Raw genomic sequence first — 15,818 nt, forward strand, 5'->3', positions numbered from 1 at the left:
CGTCCGGGGCCGTGGCGTCCGGCCGTGGCGTCCGGCCGTGGTGTCGAACGGTATGTCCGACCGGGGTGCCGGACCTGTCAGCGCCGAGCGGCCGCCGCCGAGCCCGCGGACACGCCGGCGGGCTTCGGATGCAGCAGTCGCTCGGCCAGTTCGCCGAAGACGAGGCCGAAGCCAGCCCACAACGTGACCTGCATCGCGAGGGCGGAGAGCCGGAACCGCCACAGCAGCGTGGCCGGGAAGTCCTCCGGAACCTCGTTGACGACGGGCAGGAACTCGTACGCCAGCCCGATGACGAGCACGAAGCCGAGGACGGCGACGACGGTGGCGTGCCAGTTGCCCAGCTTCGGCGCGAGCCGCTTGCCCGCGATCACGGCGGCGACCGCGAGGAGCACGCTGAGCACCATCATCAGGAAGTACAGGGTGGTGCGCTTGCCGATGGTGTCCGCGTCGCCGACGGACGGGGGGTTGGCCGGGTACTTCAGGAACGGGACGACGTACACGGCGAGCAGAGCGGCGCCCGACAGCAGCAGCGCCGTGGCCCGGGGGCCGAAGCGGCCGACGCGGCCGAGCGCGAAGCAGTAGGCGAGGGCGGCCATGCCGCCGAAGGCCACCCCGTAGATGAGCACCCCCGTGGCCAACCCCGCGGTGGACTGCAAGCTGCGGGAGACGAGTTCGACCTCGTGCTCGTGGCCGGCGGCGTGGGACTCCTCGAAGCCGATGGCGCTGTCGACGTACGGTTCGCCGAGGAAATAGGCGACGATCAGGGCGAGCACGCCGGCGCCCAGGCCGGCGAGCATGCCCCGCACGAGCAGGTTTCTTACCGTTGCGGAGTTCATGGGGGTCGCGGCGTCCCTCAGGTCAGTGGCAGGGGAAGCCGAGGAGGTGGCGGGCGTCGTGCACCCACTCGTGGACGTCCTCGCCGGAGACGACGGAGGTGGCGCCCTGCTCGGCGCCGACGAAGTACAGCAGGACCAGCATCAGGACGCCGAAGAAGACGGCCCACGGGGCGATGTCCTTCAGCGGCAGCTTTGCGGGCACGACGGGGGTGTTGGCGGTCGGCTGGGCGACGTGCTGGGCCATGGCAGGGCCTCCTCTGGGAGTTCGCGTCCCATCTCGGTGGTGCACAGGACGACGGTCCCGGGTCTGACTCGCGATGCGCCCCGTCGAGAGGGGCGCACCGACCACAGTGGCGCGACCGTGCCGGGTTCCCACCGGCTTCCGTGATGCCGTCGTCGATATCAGAGTGACGGTACCGTGTGTCGGGTTCATGGCCAATACCGCCCCACCTGGCGTGATCGCGCTCTCGCCCGCCAAGTGGCCCGCATCACCGGCCCGCACCACCGGCCCGCGTCACAGCGCACCGCCGGGCAGACGGGATGTTCGAAACACGCCCTAGCTCGTCGCCTCGGTCGGCGTGAGCAGCACGAAGTCCGCGTTCGACGGGTCGAGGCAGACGGCCAGCCGGCCGACGCCCTCCGCGTCCGCCGGTCCCATCTGCACGCTGCCGCCGTTCCCGTTGACCCTGGCGACCGCCGCGTCGCAGTCGGCGACGGCGAAGACCGGGTGCCAGTACGGCCGCCCGTGCGCCAGGGCGAGGTCCTCCTTCGCGACCTCCATGAGGCCGCCCTGCATGCGCTCCTCGGGCTGACCGGCGGGCGTGATGAGGGTGTACGTGCCCCCGCCGCCCGGCAGCTCCATGTCGCCGAACTGCCAGCCGAAGACACCGCCGTAGAACTCCTTGGCGGCCCCGGCATCGCTCGTGTACAGCTCGGTCCAGGACAGCGAGCCCGGCTTGTCCGCCAGGTCGAAGCCCGAGTCCTTGCCCGGCTGCCAGACGGCGAACTGGCCGCCCAGCGGGTCGTTGAACTGTGCCATCCGGCCCCAGTCCTCGAGGTCCCGCGTAGGAACCCGCACCGTGCCGCCGCCGCGCTCCACGGCCTGGCTCGTGGCGTCCGCGTCGGTGACGGTGAAGTAGATCATCCAGGCGGAGCGCGCACCCTCCTCGGTCAGCTTGCCGAGCCCGGCGACGGTCTTGCCGTCCTTGCGGAACATCCCGCCCTGCATCTCCTCCCCCTCGCCCCCCATGGGCTCGTACTCCCAGCCCAGAACCGCACCGTAGAAGTCCGCGGCGGCTCGGACGTCGGGGGCGCCGAGGTCGATCCAGCAGGGGGAGCCGGGAGTGAGGTCGGTGGTGATCACGGCGTTTCCCTTTCGCAGGTCGCAAGTCCTGTCACCTCAGCCTGGCATCCGGCACCGACAATCGCGCGTCGGCGGAGCGGCTCCGGACCGCGCGTGCAGGCCCCCGTCTCATGCTCGGGCGGTATCCGGCTCTCCTCCTTGGGGATGACAAGCGGGCGTCACTTGGTGCGTCGGCACCAGGCGGGAGTGCGAGCACGAGCACGATGCCCCGGCGCACCCCCGCAGGCCAGGCTGGTGGTCCACCCGAACCCAGACCTGGAGATCCGTTTCTCGTGGCTACCTTCCTGTACCGGATGGGCCGGACCGCCTTCCAGCGGCGTTGGCTCGTGGCGTTGCTCTGGACGGTGATCCTCGGCGCCGTCGCGTTCGGCGCCGCCAAGGCTCCCGCCGCCTCCGACAACGGCACGTCCTTCATGCCCGGCATCGAGGCGCAGAAGGCGTTCGACCTGATCGGAGAGCGTTTCCCCGGCTCGGACGCCAACGGGGCGGGCGCGCGCATCGTGTTCGTCGCCCCCGACGGCGAGAAGGTGACCGCGGCCGGGCACCGGGCCGCCATCGACGCGCTCGTGACGGAGGCCGCCGACGAGCCCCAGGTCGCGAGCGCCGTGAGCCCGTTCACGGCGGGCGCGGTGAGCAAGGACGGCTCCACCGCCTACGCCACGGTGAACTACAAGGTCAAGGCCGCCGATCTCACCGACGCCGACAAGGCGGCCCTGGAGAAGGCCGTCGACGTGGCGCGCGCGTCGGGCCTCACGGTCGAGGTCGGGGGCACGGCGCTCGCCGAGCAGCCGGCGGCGGGCGGCTCCTCCGAGGCCGTCGGCATCGCGCTGGCCGCCGTCGTCCTGCTGATCACCTTCGGTTCCCTCGCGGCCGCCGGTCTCCCGCTGCTCACCGCCGTCATAGGCGTGGGGATCAGCATGGCCTCGATCATGGCCCTCGGCAGCGTCTTCGGCCTGTCCCTGACGACCGGAACGCTCGCGACGATGCTGGGACTGGCGGTCGGCATCGACTACGCCCTGTTCGTGGTCTCCCGCTACCGGGAGGAACGCGCGGGCGGCCACGGACCGCGCGAGGCGACCGGCCTCGCCGTCGGCACGGCCGGCTCCGCCGTGGTCTTCGCAGGCCTCACCGTCGTCATCGCGCTGGCGGGCCTGTCGGTGGTCGGCGTTCCGATGCTGACCAAGATGGGCCTGTGCGCCGCGGGCGCCGTGGTCGTCGCCGTCCTGATCGCCCTCACCCTGGTCCCCGCGCTGCTCGGCATGTGGCCGGACGCCGTGCTCTCGCGTCGTGCGCGCAAGGGCGGCGGCCCGGCTCGGCCGGCCGACAACGGCGGTTCCCGGTGGGCGCGGTTCGTGCTGCGCCGCCCGCTGGCCGTGCTGCTGGTGTGCATCGCGGGCCTGGGCGCCCTGGCGCTGCCGGCCACGCACCTGGAGATGGGCATGCCGGGGGCGGAGTCCAAGCCCGTCTCGTCCACGGAACGGCGCGCCTACGACGCGCTCGCGGACGGCTTCGGCGCGGGCTTCAACGGACCGCTGACGATCGTGGCGGACGTCAGGGGAGCGGACGATGCCAAGGCGGCCGCGACCGAGATCGCCCAGGAGATCGGCGCGACGCACGGCGTCGTGTCCGTGTCTCCGGCTCGGTTCAACCAGGCCGGCGACACGGCGCTGTTCTCGGCCGTGCCCGCCACCGGCCCCAACGACGAGCGCACCAAGGACCTCGTCCAGACCATCCGCGCGAAGCGCCCCGGGCTGGAGCGCACGACGGGGGCGACGTTCGAGGTCACCGGCAGCACCGCGATGGACATCGACGTCGCGCAGGCCCTGCAGGACGCGCTCGTGCCCTATCTGAGCGTCATCGTCGCGCTCGCGCTGCTCCTGCTGCTGGTGGTCTTCCGTTCCGTGCTCGTGCCCGTCAAGGCGGCGTTCGGGTTCCTGCTGTCGGTGCTGGCCGCCCTCGGCTCCGTCGTGGCGGTCTTCCAGTGGGGCTGGGGCGCGCAGCTGCTCGGCGTGGAGCAGACCGGTCCGATCATGAGCCTGATGCCGATCTTCCTGGTGGGCATCGTGTTCGGCCTGGCGATGGACTACGAGGTGTTCCTGGTGGCCCGGATGCGTGAGGCGTACGTCCACGGGGACCGGGCCCCCCAGGCGGTCGTGACCGGTTTCCGGCACAGTGCGCGGGTGGTCGTCGCGGCGGCGGTGATCATGATCGCGGTGTTCTCCGGGTTCGTCGGCGCCGACGAGTCGATGATCAAGACGATCGGTTTCGGTCTCGCGGTCGCGGTGCTGTTCGACGCCTTCGTGGTCCGTATGGCGCTGGTGCCGGCGGTGCTGGCGCTGCTCGGCGACAGGGCGTGGTGGCTGCCCCGGTGGCTCGACCGGCTGCTGCCGCACGTGGACGTCGAGGGGGCCGGGCTCACCGCGTCGCGGGAGCTCTCCGGCGCGCCGGCGGGCAGCGAGCCCGCGCCGCAGGAACCGGCCCGTATCTGAGCCCCGTGTCCCGGTCCCGTACTCCCCGTACTCCCCGTACTCCCCGTACTCCCCGTACGGCCGTGCGGCAGGTCGCGGCGCCGTGGACGACGGCGCCGCGACCTGCCGTGTGTGAGCATGAATGTCGGACCCTTCCCCGGAGCGTGATGAACACCAGCTGGCGGCGTCGAGCGGCGACCCGTCCGAAAACCGTCGAGGCGACGGCGTTGGTCCTGTTGTTCGCTCTCACGGTCGCCGGCGTCCTCCTCACCCGGACGGTGATGTCCGAGACGCCGGCGCTGTGGCCCGGCGTCGCGCTCGCCGCCGTCGGGTGCGGCGCGCTGGCCTGGCGCCGTGACCGCCCCCTGTACGTCCTCGCCGCGGTCCTGCTGTGCACGATGGCTCTGGCGGCGCTGGGCTACCTCCTGACTCCCGGGGTGATGGGCCCGCTCCTGGTCGCGCAGTACTCCACGAGCCTGCGCAGTCCCCGCCGCATCACCTGGAACAGCGCGCTGGCGGCCACCGCCGGCATCGCCGTCACCGGTCTGTTCGTCCCGTCGTTCCTCCACTCGCCGGTCCTCGCGATCGGCAACCCGACGGCCTGGGTGCTGCTGTCGGCGGCCGTCGGCGCGTACGTCCGGGTGCGCCGCGAGTACGCGGTGGCCCGTGCCGAGCACGCCGACCGGCAGCGCGAGGAGGAGGCACGGCACCGGGTGATCCAGGAACGCATGCGCATCGCCCGGGAGCTGCACGACGTGGTCGCCCATCACCTGACGCTGGCCGACGCCCAAGCCGGCACCGCCGCCCACCTCTCCCGGACCGACCCCGGCAAGGCCTTCGAGATCATCGCGAAGCTGCCGGAGACGACGGCAGCGGCGCTGCGCGAGCTCAAGGCCACCGTGGGGTTGCTGCGCGAGGACACCGACCCGGCGGACGAGCTGGCCCCCGCCCCCGGGCTGGGACAGCTGCCCGAGCTGGTGGACGGCTGCTCGGCGGTCGGCCTGGAGGTGACGGTCACCGTCGAGGGAGAGCCGCGCCGCCTCAGCCCCGTCCTCGACCTGACGGCGTACCGGATCATCCAGGAAGCCGTCACCAACGTCACCAAGCACGCCACGACCCGCACCGCACAGGTCCGGCTCGGCTACACCCCTCACTACCTGACCCTGACCGTCGCCAACGCGACCGGCGCGGACCGCCCGGCGGCGCCGTCCGCTCCCGGCGGCGGCTTCGGCCTGCTCGGGATGCGCGAGCGGGCCACGTCCGCGGGCGGCACCTTCCACGCCGGCCACCGCCCGCAGGGCGGCTTCGAGGTCGCCTGCGCCCTTCCGCTCCGCAACGACGACGACAGCGACAGCGACAGCGACGACAGCCCCGACGACAGCGATCCCGAAGGCCCCGCCTCATGACCATCCGCGTTCTGCTCGCCGACGACCAGGCCCTGCTGCGGGCCACCTTCCGCATCCTCATCGACTCGGTCGAGGACCTGACCGTCGTCGCGGAGGCCGCGGACGGACAGGAGGCCGTCGACCTCACCGCGACCCACCGGCCCGACGTGGTCATCATGGACATCCGGATGCCGAACCTCGACGGTGTGGCGGCCACCGCCGCCATCTGCGCCCGACCGGAGCTGTCGGACACCCGGATCCTGATCCTCACCACCTTCGAGAACGACCGGAACGTCGCCAAGGCCCTGCGGGCCGGCGCGAGCGGCTTCCTCGGCAAGGGCGTCAGCCCCGACGTCCTGCTGTCGGCCGTCCGCACGGTCGCGGCCGGCGACTCCCTGCTCTCCCCCACCGCCACCCAGGCCCTCATCACCCGCTTTCTGGCCACCCCGGACACCGACGACTCCCTCGCCCTCCCCGACGTCCTCAAGGCCCTCACCGACCGCGAACGCGAGGTGATGGCCCTGGCCGCGCACGGCAGGTCGAATGCCGAGATCGCCGTCGAGCTGGTCCTGAGCCCGCTGACCGTGCGCAGCCACATCCAACGCGCCATGACCAAACTCCACGCCCGCGACCGCGCCCAACTCGTCGTCATCGCCTACCAGAGCGGGCTGGTCAAACCCCCTCCGCAGCAAGGCGGTTGAGTCGGCGGGTGCCGACCGGTCAAGCGGACTCCGGTGCCGCTGTGCGCAGTTGCCGGCGGGCGGCGGCGAGCAGGGCGCCGAGGTCGTCGGTCGAGCGGACGCCGCCGAAGACATAGTGGTCGGGGCGGGCCAGTACGGCCACGCACGACTGCCGGCGCAACCAGCCGTCCAGGACTGGCTGTTCCTCGCGGTACTCGTCCGGTCCGGCGGGCGCGGCGCCCCGGCCGGCGTCGACGAGACGGACGAGGCGGAGCGGGAAGCCGCCCTCGTACAGGTGGGCGCGCAGGGCGGACTCGGCCGCGGCCCGGTCCGTGTCGTGTCGCAGCACAAGCCGGAAGGAGCTCCCGGTGAACTCGTCGAGCAGGCCGGCGCCGGACCGGGCGTCCGTCACCCTCGGCTGCGGCAGGAGGTCGCCGCGCGCGGGGAACCCCTGCGGTGCGAGGAAGCCCGCGTGCAGTCCGGGGATCAGGGACTGCCGGACGGTTCCCTCGGGCCGGGCGGCCAGTTCCGCCAGCAGGCCGGCGTCCCGTTCGGCGGCCAGGCCGGCGTCGCGTTCGCAGATGACGTGACCGAACTCCTTTGCCGTGAGGGTGACTTGGCGGACGTGCGGCTCGCGCTCCCGCTGGTAGGTGTCCAGCAGCGCGTCGTCGGCGCCGGCGCGCAGGCGCAGGGCGAGCTTCCACATCAGGTTGGCCGCGTCCCGGATGCCCTGGCACATGCCCTGCGCGAGGAACGGCGGGGTCATGTGCGCCGCGTCGCCGAGGAGGAACAGCCGCCGCACGCGCCACTGCGTCAGCACCAGGGCGTGGAAGCGGTAGGCGGAGGCCCGCCACAGGTCGTACTCCCCGGGAGCCAGCCAGCGCGACAGCAGGGCGCGGATGACGTCCGGGTCGGACACGTCCTCGGGCCGCTCGCCCGGGTTGATCATGAACTCCCAGCGGCGGTGGTTCCCGGGACCCACGACGAAGGTGCTGGGCCGGGCCGGCTCGCAGTACTGGACGTTCGTCCGCGGCAGCCCGGCCCCGGCGCCGGGGCGCAGGAGCAGGTCCACGACCAGCCACGGCTGGTCGAACTCCAGGTCGTCCATCCGCAGGCCGAGGCGTCTGCGCGACGGGCTCGCGCCGCCGTCGCAGGCCAGCACGTACCGCGTGCGCACCGTGCGGGGGCGCCCTGCCGCGTCGACCGCGTCCACGGCGGCGCCGTCGTCGTCGAGGCGCACGTCCGTCACCTCCGTGCCGAGGTGGACGTCGACGCCGTCGGACCGTTCCAGTCGTCGGCGCAGGGCGCCTTCCAGGTGGGGCTGGTCGAAGACGTAGTTGGGGGCCCAGCCGAGGAGGTGGGGCGGGGGCGCGGCGCCGATGCGCTTGATGACCCGCCCGTCGGCGTTGCGGTACTCGGAAGGCCGGTACGGCATGGTGTGGTCGGCGATCGCCTCGGCCAGCCCGAGGCCGGCGAAGACGCGCATCGCCTCCTGGTCGAACCCGATGGCCCGGGGCCGCTTCTCGATCTCCGCGGCCCGGTCGAACGCGACGACGCGGAGCCCCAGGTCGTGAGCGAGGTTCGCGGCCGTGGCGCCGACCGGGCCCAGCCCGACGATCACCACGTCGGCGTCGAAGTTCTCGGCGGTCTCGTTGTGCTCGGTCACCTGCAGCCCCTTCCGACTCGACGGAACGTATTTGTCAAAACCAAGACAGTCAAGGGTCTGACGGTTTTTCTCGGGGCGGCGCGATCCGGTCGAACCGGCGCGATGTGCTGGTGGGCCCCGATCCCGGATGCCAGAGTCTGGGCCATGGCCATCGACGTCGCCGCCCTCCGCGCCCACTTCCCCTCCCTCACCCACGGCCTCGCCTTCTTCGACGGACCGGGCGGGACCCAGACCCCCGCCCCCGTCGCCGAGGCCGTCACCAGGACGCTGACCGGCCCCCTGTCCAACCGGGGTCTCGTCAGCCCGTCCGAACGCAACGCCGAACAGGCCGTCGCCGACTTCCGCGCCGCCTACGCCGACCTGCTCGGCGTCCCCGCGAGCAGCGTCGTGCACGGGCGCAGCGCCACCCAGCTCACGTACGACTTCTCCCGGCACCTGGCCAAGGACTGGCGGGCCGGCGACGAGATCGTCGTCAGCCGTCTGGATCACGACGCCAACGTGCGCCCCTGGATACAGGCGGCCGAGCACGCCGGGGTCACGGTCCGCTGGATCGAGATCGACGCCGGGACCACGGAACTCGACCTCGACTCCTACGAGCGGGCGCTGTCGCCGCGGACGCGGCTGGTCGCGGTGACGGCGGCGTCGAACGTGCTGGGCACCAAGCCGCCCGTGCGCCGGATCGCCGACCGGGCCCACGAGGTGGGCGCCCTGCTGTACGTGGACGGGGTGCACTTCGCCGCGCACCACCTGGTGGACGTGCCCGCGCTGGGGGCGGACCTGTTCGTCTGCTCGCCGTACAAGTTCCTCGGACCGCACTGCGGTGTGCTCACCGGATCCCCCGACCTGCTCGAAGCCCTGGAGCCGGACAAGCTGCTGCCGTCCACGAACGCGGTGCCGGAGCGCTTCGAGTTCGGGACGCTGCCCTACGAGATCCTGGCGGGCGCCACCGCCGCCGTGGACTTCCTGGCCGAGATGGACGCGACGCAGACCGCGGGGGCGTCGCGCAGGGAGCGGCTGGCACGCTCGCTGGCGTCCTTGCACGCGCACGAGAACGCGCTGCGCGCCCGGGTGGAGGACGGGCTGCGCGCGCTGGGCGACGCCGTCACCGTCCACTCGAAGGCGCCGGACCGCACCCCGACCGTCCTGATGACCCTGGAGGGCCGGGACGCGCGCGAGGCACAGGCGCACCTGGCCGCCCGAGGGGTCGTCGCCCCGGCCGGGTCCTTCTACGCCTACGAGCCCTTCACCGCGCTGAAGCTCCACGACCCCGCGCTGCGGGTGGGACTCGCGCCCTACACCGACGCCGAGGACGTCGACCGGCTCCTCGACGGCCTCGCCTCGTTCCTCTGACCACGGCTTCTTTCGGCCCCCTCCGGCTTCCCCCCGGCTTCCCCCGGCCTCCCCCGGCCTCCTCCGGCTTCCTCTCCCCGACCTGCGCCGTTTCCCAGACTTGCACTGTTCGTTTTCTTGAATCGTTCGTGTTTATGAAGTAGGTTCGGCGGCATGACAGCACCCCGTACACCGACCACCGCGGAGGCGCTGCGCGGTGTCGGCCTGCGGGTGACGGCCGCCCGTGTCGCCCTGCTCGAGACCGTCCGCGGCGGCGATCACCTCGGCGTCGAGGCGATCGCCACGGGCGTGCGCGACCGCGTGGGCCACATCTCCCTGCAGGCCGTGTACGAAGCCCTGCACGCGTTGACCACGGCAGGACTGGTGCGCCGTATCGAGCCGCCGGGCAGCCCGGCCCGGTTCGAGGGGCGCGTCGGGGACAACCACCACCACCTGGTGTGCCGCTCGTGCGGCGTCGTCGTCGACGTCGACTGCGCGGTCGGCCACGCCCCCTGTCTGACCGCCGCCGACGACCGCGGCTTCTCCATAGACGAGGCCGAGGTCATCTACTGGGGCATGTGCCCCGCCTGTTCCACCGCCGGCAGTACCTGAGCAGCCGCAGCACCCGAGCGCCGCGGCACGTGATTCATGTGATCCGACCAGCCCAGAAGGATTCCCCCATGACCGAGAACCATGATGCGATCGTGACCGACCCCAAGGCGGCGGAGGCAGGTGGCTGCCCGGTCGCGCACGGTCGCGCCGCGCACCCGACCCAGGGCGGCGGAAACCGCCAGTGGTGGCCGGAGCGGCTCAACCTGAAGATCCTGGCGAAGGACCCGGTGGTCGCGAACCCGCTGGGTGCGGACTTCGACTATGCCGAGGCGTTCGCGTCCCTCGACCTCGCGGCCGTCAAACAGGACATCGCCGAAGTGCTGACCACTTCGCAGGACTGGTGGCCAGCGGACTTCGGCAACTACGGCCCGCTGATGATCCGGATGGCCTGGCACAGCGCCGGCACCTACCGCATCAGCGACGGTCGCGGCGGTGGCGGCCGCGGTCAGCAGCGCTTCGCGCCGCTGAACAGCTGGCCGGACAACGGCAACCTGGACAAGGCCCGCCGTCTGCTGTGGCCGGTCAAGAAGAAGTACGGCCAGTCCATCTCCTGGGCCGACCTCATGATCCTCACGGGCAACGTCGCGCTGGAGACGATGGGCTTCACCACCTTCGGCTTCGGCGGCGGCCGCGCCGATGTCTGGGAGGCCGACGAGGACGTGTACTGGGGCCCCGAGACCACCTGGCTCGACGACCAGCGCTACACCGGCGACCGCGAGCTGGAGAACCCCCTCGGCGCCGTCCAGATGGGCCTCATCTACGTCAACCCCGAGGGCCCCAACGGCAACCCGGACCCGCTGGCCGCGGCCCGCGACATCCGTGAGACGTTCCGCCGGATGGCGATGAACGACGAGGAGACCGTCGCCCTCATCGCCGGTGGCCACACCTTCGGCAAGACCCACGGCGCGGGCCCGGCGGACAACGTCGGCGACGACCCCGAGGCCGCCTCCCTCGAGCAGCAGGGCCTCGGCTGGAAGAGCAGCTACGGCACCGGCAAGGGCGGCGACGCCATCACCTCCGGCCTTGAGGTGACCTGGACCACCAAGCCCACCCAGTGGAGCAACGACTTCTTCGACATCCTCTTCGGCTACGAGTGGGAGCTGACCCAGAGCCCCGCCGGCGCCAACCAGTGGGTGGCCAAGGACGCCGAGGCGATCATCCCCGACGCCCACAGCGACTCCAAGAAGCTCCCCACGATGCTCACCACCGACCTCTCGCTGCGCTTCGACCCGATCTACGGTGAGATCTCGCGCCGCTTCCACGAGAACCCGGCCGAGTTCGCGGACGCCTTCGCCCGCGCCTGGTACAAGCTGACCCACCGCGACCTGGGCCCGAAGTCCCTGTACCTCGGCCCGGAGGTCCCGGCGGAGACCCTGCTGTGGCAGGACCCGCTGCCGCAGGCCACGGGCGAGGTCATCGGCGCCGAGGACATCGCGGCCCTCAAGGCCAAGATCCTCGCCTCGGACCTGACCGTCTCGCAGCTCGTGTCCGTCGCGTGGGCGTCCGCCTCCACCTTCCGCGGCAGCGACAAGCGCGGCGGCGCCAACGGTGCCCGCATCCGCCTGGAGCCGCAGCGCAGCTGGGAGGCCAACGACCCCGACCAGCTCGCGCAGGTGCTGCGGGTCCTCGAAGGCATCCAGCAGGAGTTCAACTCCGGCGGCAAGAAGGTCTCCCTCGCCGACCTGATCGTCCTCGGCGGTGGCGCCGCGGTCGAGAAGGCCGCCAAGGACGCCGGCGTCGACGTGGAGGTCCCCTTCACGCCGGGCCGTGTCGACGCGACCGAGGAGCACACCGACCCCGAGTCGTTCGCCGCGCTGGAGCCGACCTCCGACGGCTTCCGCAACTACCTCGGCAAGGGCAACCGCCTCCCCGCCGAGTACCTGCTGCTCGACCGGGCCAACCTGCTCACGCTGACCGCCCCCGAGCTGACCGTCCTCGTCGGCGGCCTGCGCGTCCTGGGCGCCAACCACGCCCAGTCCTCGCACGGCGTCTTCACCGACGCCCCGGGCACGCTGACGAACGACTTCTTCGTCAACCTGCTCGACCTGGGGACGACCTGGTCGTCGACGTCCTCGGACCAGAGCACGTTCGAGGGCCGCGACGCCTCCGGCGAGGTCAAGTGGACCGGCACCCGCGCCGACCTGGTCTTCGGCTCGAACTCCGAGCTGCGCGCGGTGGCCGAGGTCTACGCGAGCGACGACGCGAAGGAGAAGTTCGTGAACGACTTCGTCGCGGCGTGGGTCAAGGTCTCCAACCTCGACCGGTTCGACCTGATCTGATCCCGACCGGTCGGGATCACGGCGTACGTGATCCCGCCCGGCGCATCCAGCACCGTCCGGGGCGTCCGGCCCGGCCCGCACAGGCCGAGCCGGGCGCCCCGGCGCGTTCCCCGCCGCGTCCGTCGTCCTAGACGCGCGCCGCCAGCCGGGGCAGCCGGGGCGCCGTCCCCGGGATGACCGTCCGCTGCAGGCTCTCCGGGCCCTCGGCGAGACACAGGCCCGGGTGGCGGGACAGCAGGGCGGCCAGGGCGATCTCGGTCTGGAGACGGGACAGGACGGCGCCGAGGCAGTAGTGGATGCCGTGGCCGAAGCCGATGTGCCCCTCGGAGCCGTCGTGCGGGCGGCGGGTGATGTCGAGGCGGTCGGGGTCCTCGTAGACGCGCGGATCGCGGTTGGCGGAGACCAGGACGAACTGGACGCACTCGCCCTTGCGGATGCGCGTCCCGCGGAACTCGACGTCCTCGGCGGCCAGGCGCATGCGCACCATGATGTCGGGCCCGCACCAGCGGATGAACTCGTTGACGGCGCTCGGCATCAGGCCCGGGTCGGCCTGCAGGAGCTTCAGCTGGTCGGGGTGGGTGAGCAGAGCGGCGAGGCTGTTGACGACGAGCTGGGCGGTGTTGTCGTAGCCCGCCATGACGACGTTGAGGAGCATCGCCACGGCCTCCTCCTCCGTCAGCCGGTGCCTGTCGTCGTCGCGGGCGGCGGCGAGGGCGCTCAGCACGTCGTCGGCGGGCTCCCGGCGCCGCTCGTCCAGCAGGCGCAGGACCGTGTCGACCACGGCCGGGGAGGACTCCCGCAGCCGGCCGGGTTCCCTCACCAGGATGTCGTCGCCCCAGCGGCGGAAGACCGCACGGTCCTCCTCGGGAACGCCCGCCAGTTCGCACACGACGGTGACGGCCAGCGGGTAGGCGTAGCCGTCGACCAGTTCCAGGACGCCGTCGGCCGAGCGACGGCGGAGGTCGTCGAGGATCTCCGCGGCGAGCTCCTCCACGCGAGGCCGCAGGACCTGCATACGGCGGGCGCTGAAGCCCCGGCCGACGGCTCCGCGCACCCGGGTGTGGTCCGGCGGGTCGGTGTCCAGGGCCGAGACGAGGAAGTACTTCTGGACCTCCTCCGGCAGGTTCAGCATGTCCACCAGGGCGCGGCGCGGGTCCTCCCCGGTGTACCCCTCGATGGCGGCGGGGCTGCTGACGAAGCGGCTGTCGCGCAGCCCGTCGCGGACGTCGTCGTGGCGGGTGACCAGCCACACCGGGTGGGTCTCGGTCAGCCAGCCGCGCACCACGGCGCCCTGCTCACGGACCTTGCCGTAGCCGGCGGCTGGGTCGGCCTGCAGTTCGGGATCGAGGAGGTACAGCTCTCCGGGCGGGCACGCGGTGAGGGGGGAGGGCGTGGGCGTGTTCGCCATGGGGCAACTTCCTTGTCGTACAAGCTTGTTCAGTCGCGTGAGCCGGTGCGGGGAATCCCGTCAGCCGAGCCGGGCGGCGATGTCCGCGACCAGCTGCGCCTCGTGCGGGACCAGGTAGAAGTGGTCGCCGGGGAACGAGCGCAGCGTGAAGCGGCCCGGTTCGGTGAGCTCCGCCCAGGCGCCGACGCACTGCGCCGGGCAACTGGCGTCGTCCCGGCCCGTGTAGGCGGTCACGGGGGTGCGCAGCGGCGCCGGACGGTCGGGGCGGTAGGCCTCGATGAGGCGGTAGTCGGCGCGCAGGGCGGGCAGCAGCAGGTCCCTGAGCTCGGGGATGTCGTAGGCCTCCGCCTGGTAGTCGCCGAGGCCCCGCACCGTGGCGAGCAGCGCCTCGTCGTCGCCGTCGACGACGCCCGCCGGCCGGGCCCGGTGCGGGGCGGCCCGCCCGGAGACCAGCAGCTGCGCCGGACGCAGACCGCGCGCCTCCCACCGCAGCGCCACCTCGTAGGCGACGGCGGAGCCCATGCTGTGGCCGAACAGGCTGAGCGGCAGATCGGCGTACGGAGCGAGGGCCTCGGTGACGGCGTCGGCCAGTTCGCCCATGTCCTCGACGCAGGGTTCGGCCAGGCGGTCCTGGCGGCCCGGGTAGCGCACGGCGAGCAGTTCGACGTCGTCGGGCAGATGCGCGGGCCAGCCGTGGAAGAGGTGGGCGGTGCCGCCGGCGTGCGGGAAGCACAGCAGGCGGCGGGCGGGCCGGGGCGCACGGCACCGGTGCACCCGGAACCACCGGTCCGCCGGGGCCCGCCGGGGCGCGGGAAACGCGGCGGCGGTCGTGAGGTGGGTCGGCGCCATGGTCGGACGGTCCTCCTGGAGTTAACGAAACGCGCTGAATCGGCGGGAGTTGAGGAGCGAGAGGAAGTAAGGCAGCTTGTCCACTGCCTGTTTGGGGACGTGCGCGGTCTGCACGGTGTCCCGGCGCAGATCGGTGACGACGAGCTTGAACACGCCGTCCTCCTCGACGAGTTCGGCCGAGTACAGAGGCGTCTCCATCAGGGGGCCACCTCCGCCAGCCAGGTGTCCCACGCGCGCGTGGCGTCGTCGGCGTCGGCATCCGGTGCGAAGAGATGGTGGCCGAGCCACACCGGCCAGTTCCAGGCGCTTCCGTCGTAGAAGCGGTACAGGGCGTCGGCGGTGCGCAGGCCCAGGAAGTCGGCGTCGAGGAAGTCGACGACCGCCTCGACGGGGGCGCCGGCCCGCCCCGGCAGCGTCACTTTCACGGTGTCTCCCGCGCCGGCCGTCCCGGACAGTCCGAGCCGGTCGCGTACGGCGGTGAGGCTGCCGGGAACGGCCGGGTCGGGGCGGGTGGCCTTGACGTAGGCGGCGCGGCGGCCGCAGAAGTGCCGCAGGTACTCGGCGAGGCTGTGCCGGTAGAAGTCGATGTGCTTCTCGGCGGCGTCGGCACGGGTGTCCCAGCCGTCGTCCACGGCGCCGGTGTGCACCCAGTGGATCCCCATCGACAACAGGGCGGTTCCGTCATCCTGCTGCGGTACGACGGTGTAGTCGAGGGTGTTGCTGAAGCCGTCCTGGTCGGCGCTCCGGCAGGCGAACCTGCGGGGCGGCTCCCACTCGACGACGGTGGCCTGCCCCCGCGACACCGCGCCGCCGACACGCGGTTCGACGTCCATCGGGTACAGCCAGCCGAGGTTGCCCTCGCCGGTGGCGACCGCCCTCCACACCTGCTCGGGTGTCGCGGGCAGCACCTGCTCGCGACGCACCCGGAACTCGCGGGCCATAC

General features: G+C 72.4%; 14 protein-coding genes. 6 read left to right on the forward strand and 8 right to left on the reverse strand.

Annotated features, from left to right (window positions below):
* Positions 1–77: 77 nt before the first annotated feature.
* From ACIBAF_RS24545 to ACIBAF_RS24555, 3 genes are all read right to left on the reverse strand, one after another.
* A complete protein-coding gene (locus tag ACIBAF_RS24545; protein WP_399465645.1) occupies positions 78–836 on the reverse strand; it encodes a CbtA family protein in 759 nt (252 codons plus the stop codon).
* Between the two features lie 22 nt (positions 837–858).
* Positions 859–1,080: a CbtB-domain containing protein gene (locus tag ACIBAF_RS24550; RefSeq protein ID WP_399465646.1), complete on the reverse strand. Its 222-nt coding sequence runs from the start codon at positions 1,078–1,080 to the stop codon at positions 859–861.
* Between the two features lie 312 nt (positions 1,081–1,392).
* Entirely contained in the window at positions 1,393–2,199 is an 807-nt protein-coding gene (locus ACIBAF_RS24555; protein WP_399465647.1) for a VOC family protein, read from the reverse strand.
* A gap of 272 nt (positions 2,200–2,471) precedes the next feature.
* Between ACIBAF_RS24555 and ACIBAF_RS24560 the strand changes: the two genes are divergently transcribed.
* The 3 genes from ACIBAF_RS24560 (at position 2,472) to ACIBAF_RS24570 (ending at position 6,753) form a co-directional block, all read left to right on the forward strand.
* Positions 2,472–4,688: an MMPL family transporter gene (locus ACIBAF_RS24560; protein WP_399465648.1), complete on the forward strand. Its 2,217-nt coding sequence runs from the start codon at positions 2,472–2,474 to the stop codon at positions 4,686–4,688.
* A 146-nt stretch (positions 4,689–4,834) separates the two neighbouring features.
* A complete protein-coding gene (locus ACIBAF_RS24565; protein WP_399465649.1) occupies positions 4,835–6,073 on the forward strand; it encodes a sensor histidine kinase in 1,239 nt (412 codons plus the stop codon).
* Positions 6,070–6,753 (forward strand): response regulator, encoded by a 684-nt coding sequence (locus tag ACIBAF_RS24570; RefSeq protein WP_399465650.1) that lies wholly within the window; start codon positions 6,070–6,072, stop codon positions 6,751–6,753. The genes ACIBAF_RS24565 and ACIBAF_RS24570 overlap by 4 nt, the downstream gene beginning before the upstream one ends.
* A 19-nt stretch (positions 6,754–6,772) precedes the next feature.
* Here ACIBAF_RS24570 and ACIBAF_RS24575 read toward each other — a convergent pair whose 3' ends face one another.
* Entirely contained in the window at positions 6,773–8,398 is a 1,626-nt protein-coding gene (locus tag ACIBAF_RS24575; protein ID WP_399465651.1) for a bifunctional 3-(3-hydroxy-phenyl)propionate/3-hydroxycinnamic acid hydroxylase, read from the reverse strand.
* Positions 8,399–8,542: 144 nt separating this feature from the next.
* On the opposite strand from ACIBAF_RS24575, the gene ACIBAF_RS24580 reads away from it, so the two are divergent.
* The 3 genes from ACIBAF_RS24580 (at position 8,543) to katG (ending at position 12,618) form a co-directional block, all read left to right on the forward strand.
* Positions 8,543–9,748 (forward strand): cysteine desulfurase-like protein, encoded by a 1,206-nt coding sequence (locus ACIBAF_RS24580; protein ID WP_399465652.1) that lies wholly within the window; start codon positions 8,543–8,545, stop codon positions 9,746–9,748.
* A gap of 153 nt (positions 9,749–9,901) precedes the next feature.
* Positions 9,902–10,339: a Fur family transcriptional regulator gene (locus tag ACIBAF_RS24585; protein ID WP_399465653.1), complete on the forward strand. Its 438-nt coding sequence runs from the start codon at positions 9,902–9,904 to the stop codon at positions 10,337–10,339.
* Positions 10,340–10,407: 68 nt separating this feature from the next.
* Positions 10,408–12,618, forward strand: a complete 2,211-nt coding sequence (gene katG / locus ACIBAF_RS24590; RefSeq protein WP_399465654.1) for a catalase/peroxidase HPI — start codon at positions 10,408–10,410, stop codon at positions 12,616–12,618.
* Between the two features lie 127 nt (positions 12,619–12,745).
* Here katG and ACIBAF_RS24595 read toward each other — a convergent pair whose 3' ends face one another.
* From ACIBAF_RS24595 to ACIBAF_RS24610, 4 genes are read right to left on the reverse strand one after another with little or no spacing between them, the layout of a single operon-like run.
* The gene (locus ACIBAF_RS24595) at positions 12,746–14,026 is read right to left on the reverse strand and encodes a cytochrome P450 (protein ID WP_399465655.1); all 1,281 of its coding nucleotides are present in this window, start codon (positions 14,024–14,026) and stop codon (positions 12,746–12,748) included.
* A 60-nt stretch (positions 14,027–14,086) separates the two neighbouring features.
* Positions 14,087–14,875 carry a thioesterase II family protein gene (locus tag ACIBAF_RS24600; protein ID WP_399465656.1) on the reverse strand — a complete coding sequence of 263 codons (789 nt, stop codon included), beginning with the start codon at positions 14,873–14,875 and terminating at the stop codon, positions 14,087–14,089.
* A 21-nt stretch (positions 14,876–14,896) separates the two neighbouring features.
* Positions 14,897–15,073, reverse strand: a complete 177-nt coding sequence (locus tag ACIBAF_RS24605; protein WP_399465657.1) for a hypothetical protein — start codon at positions 15,071–15,073, stop codon at positions 14,897–14,899.
* On the reverse strand, positions 15,073–15,816 hold the full coding sequence (locus ACIBAF_RS24610; RefSeq protein ID WP_399465658.1) for an SRPBCC domain-containing protein: 744 nt from the start codon (positions 15,814–15,816) through the stop codon (positions 15,073–15,075). The genes ACIBAF_RS24605 and ACIBAF_RS24610 overlap by 1 nt, the downstream gene beginning before the upstream one ends.
* Positions 15,817–15,818: the final 2 nt, after the last annotated feature.

The organism is Streptomyces sp. NPDC051677, assembly GCF_044453465.1.
GTDB lineage: Bacteria > Actinomycetota > Actinomycetes > Streptomycetales > Streptomycetaceae > Streptomyces.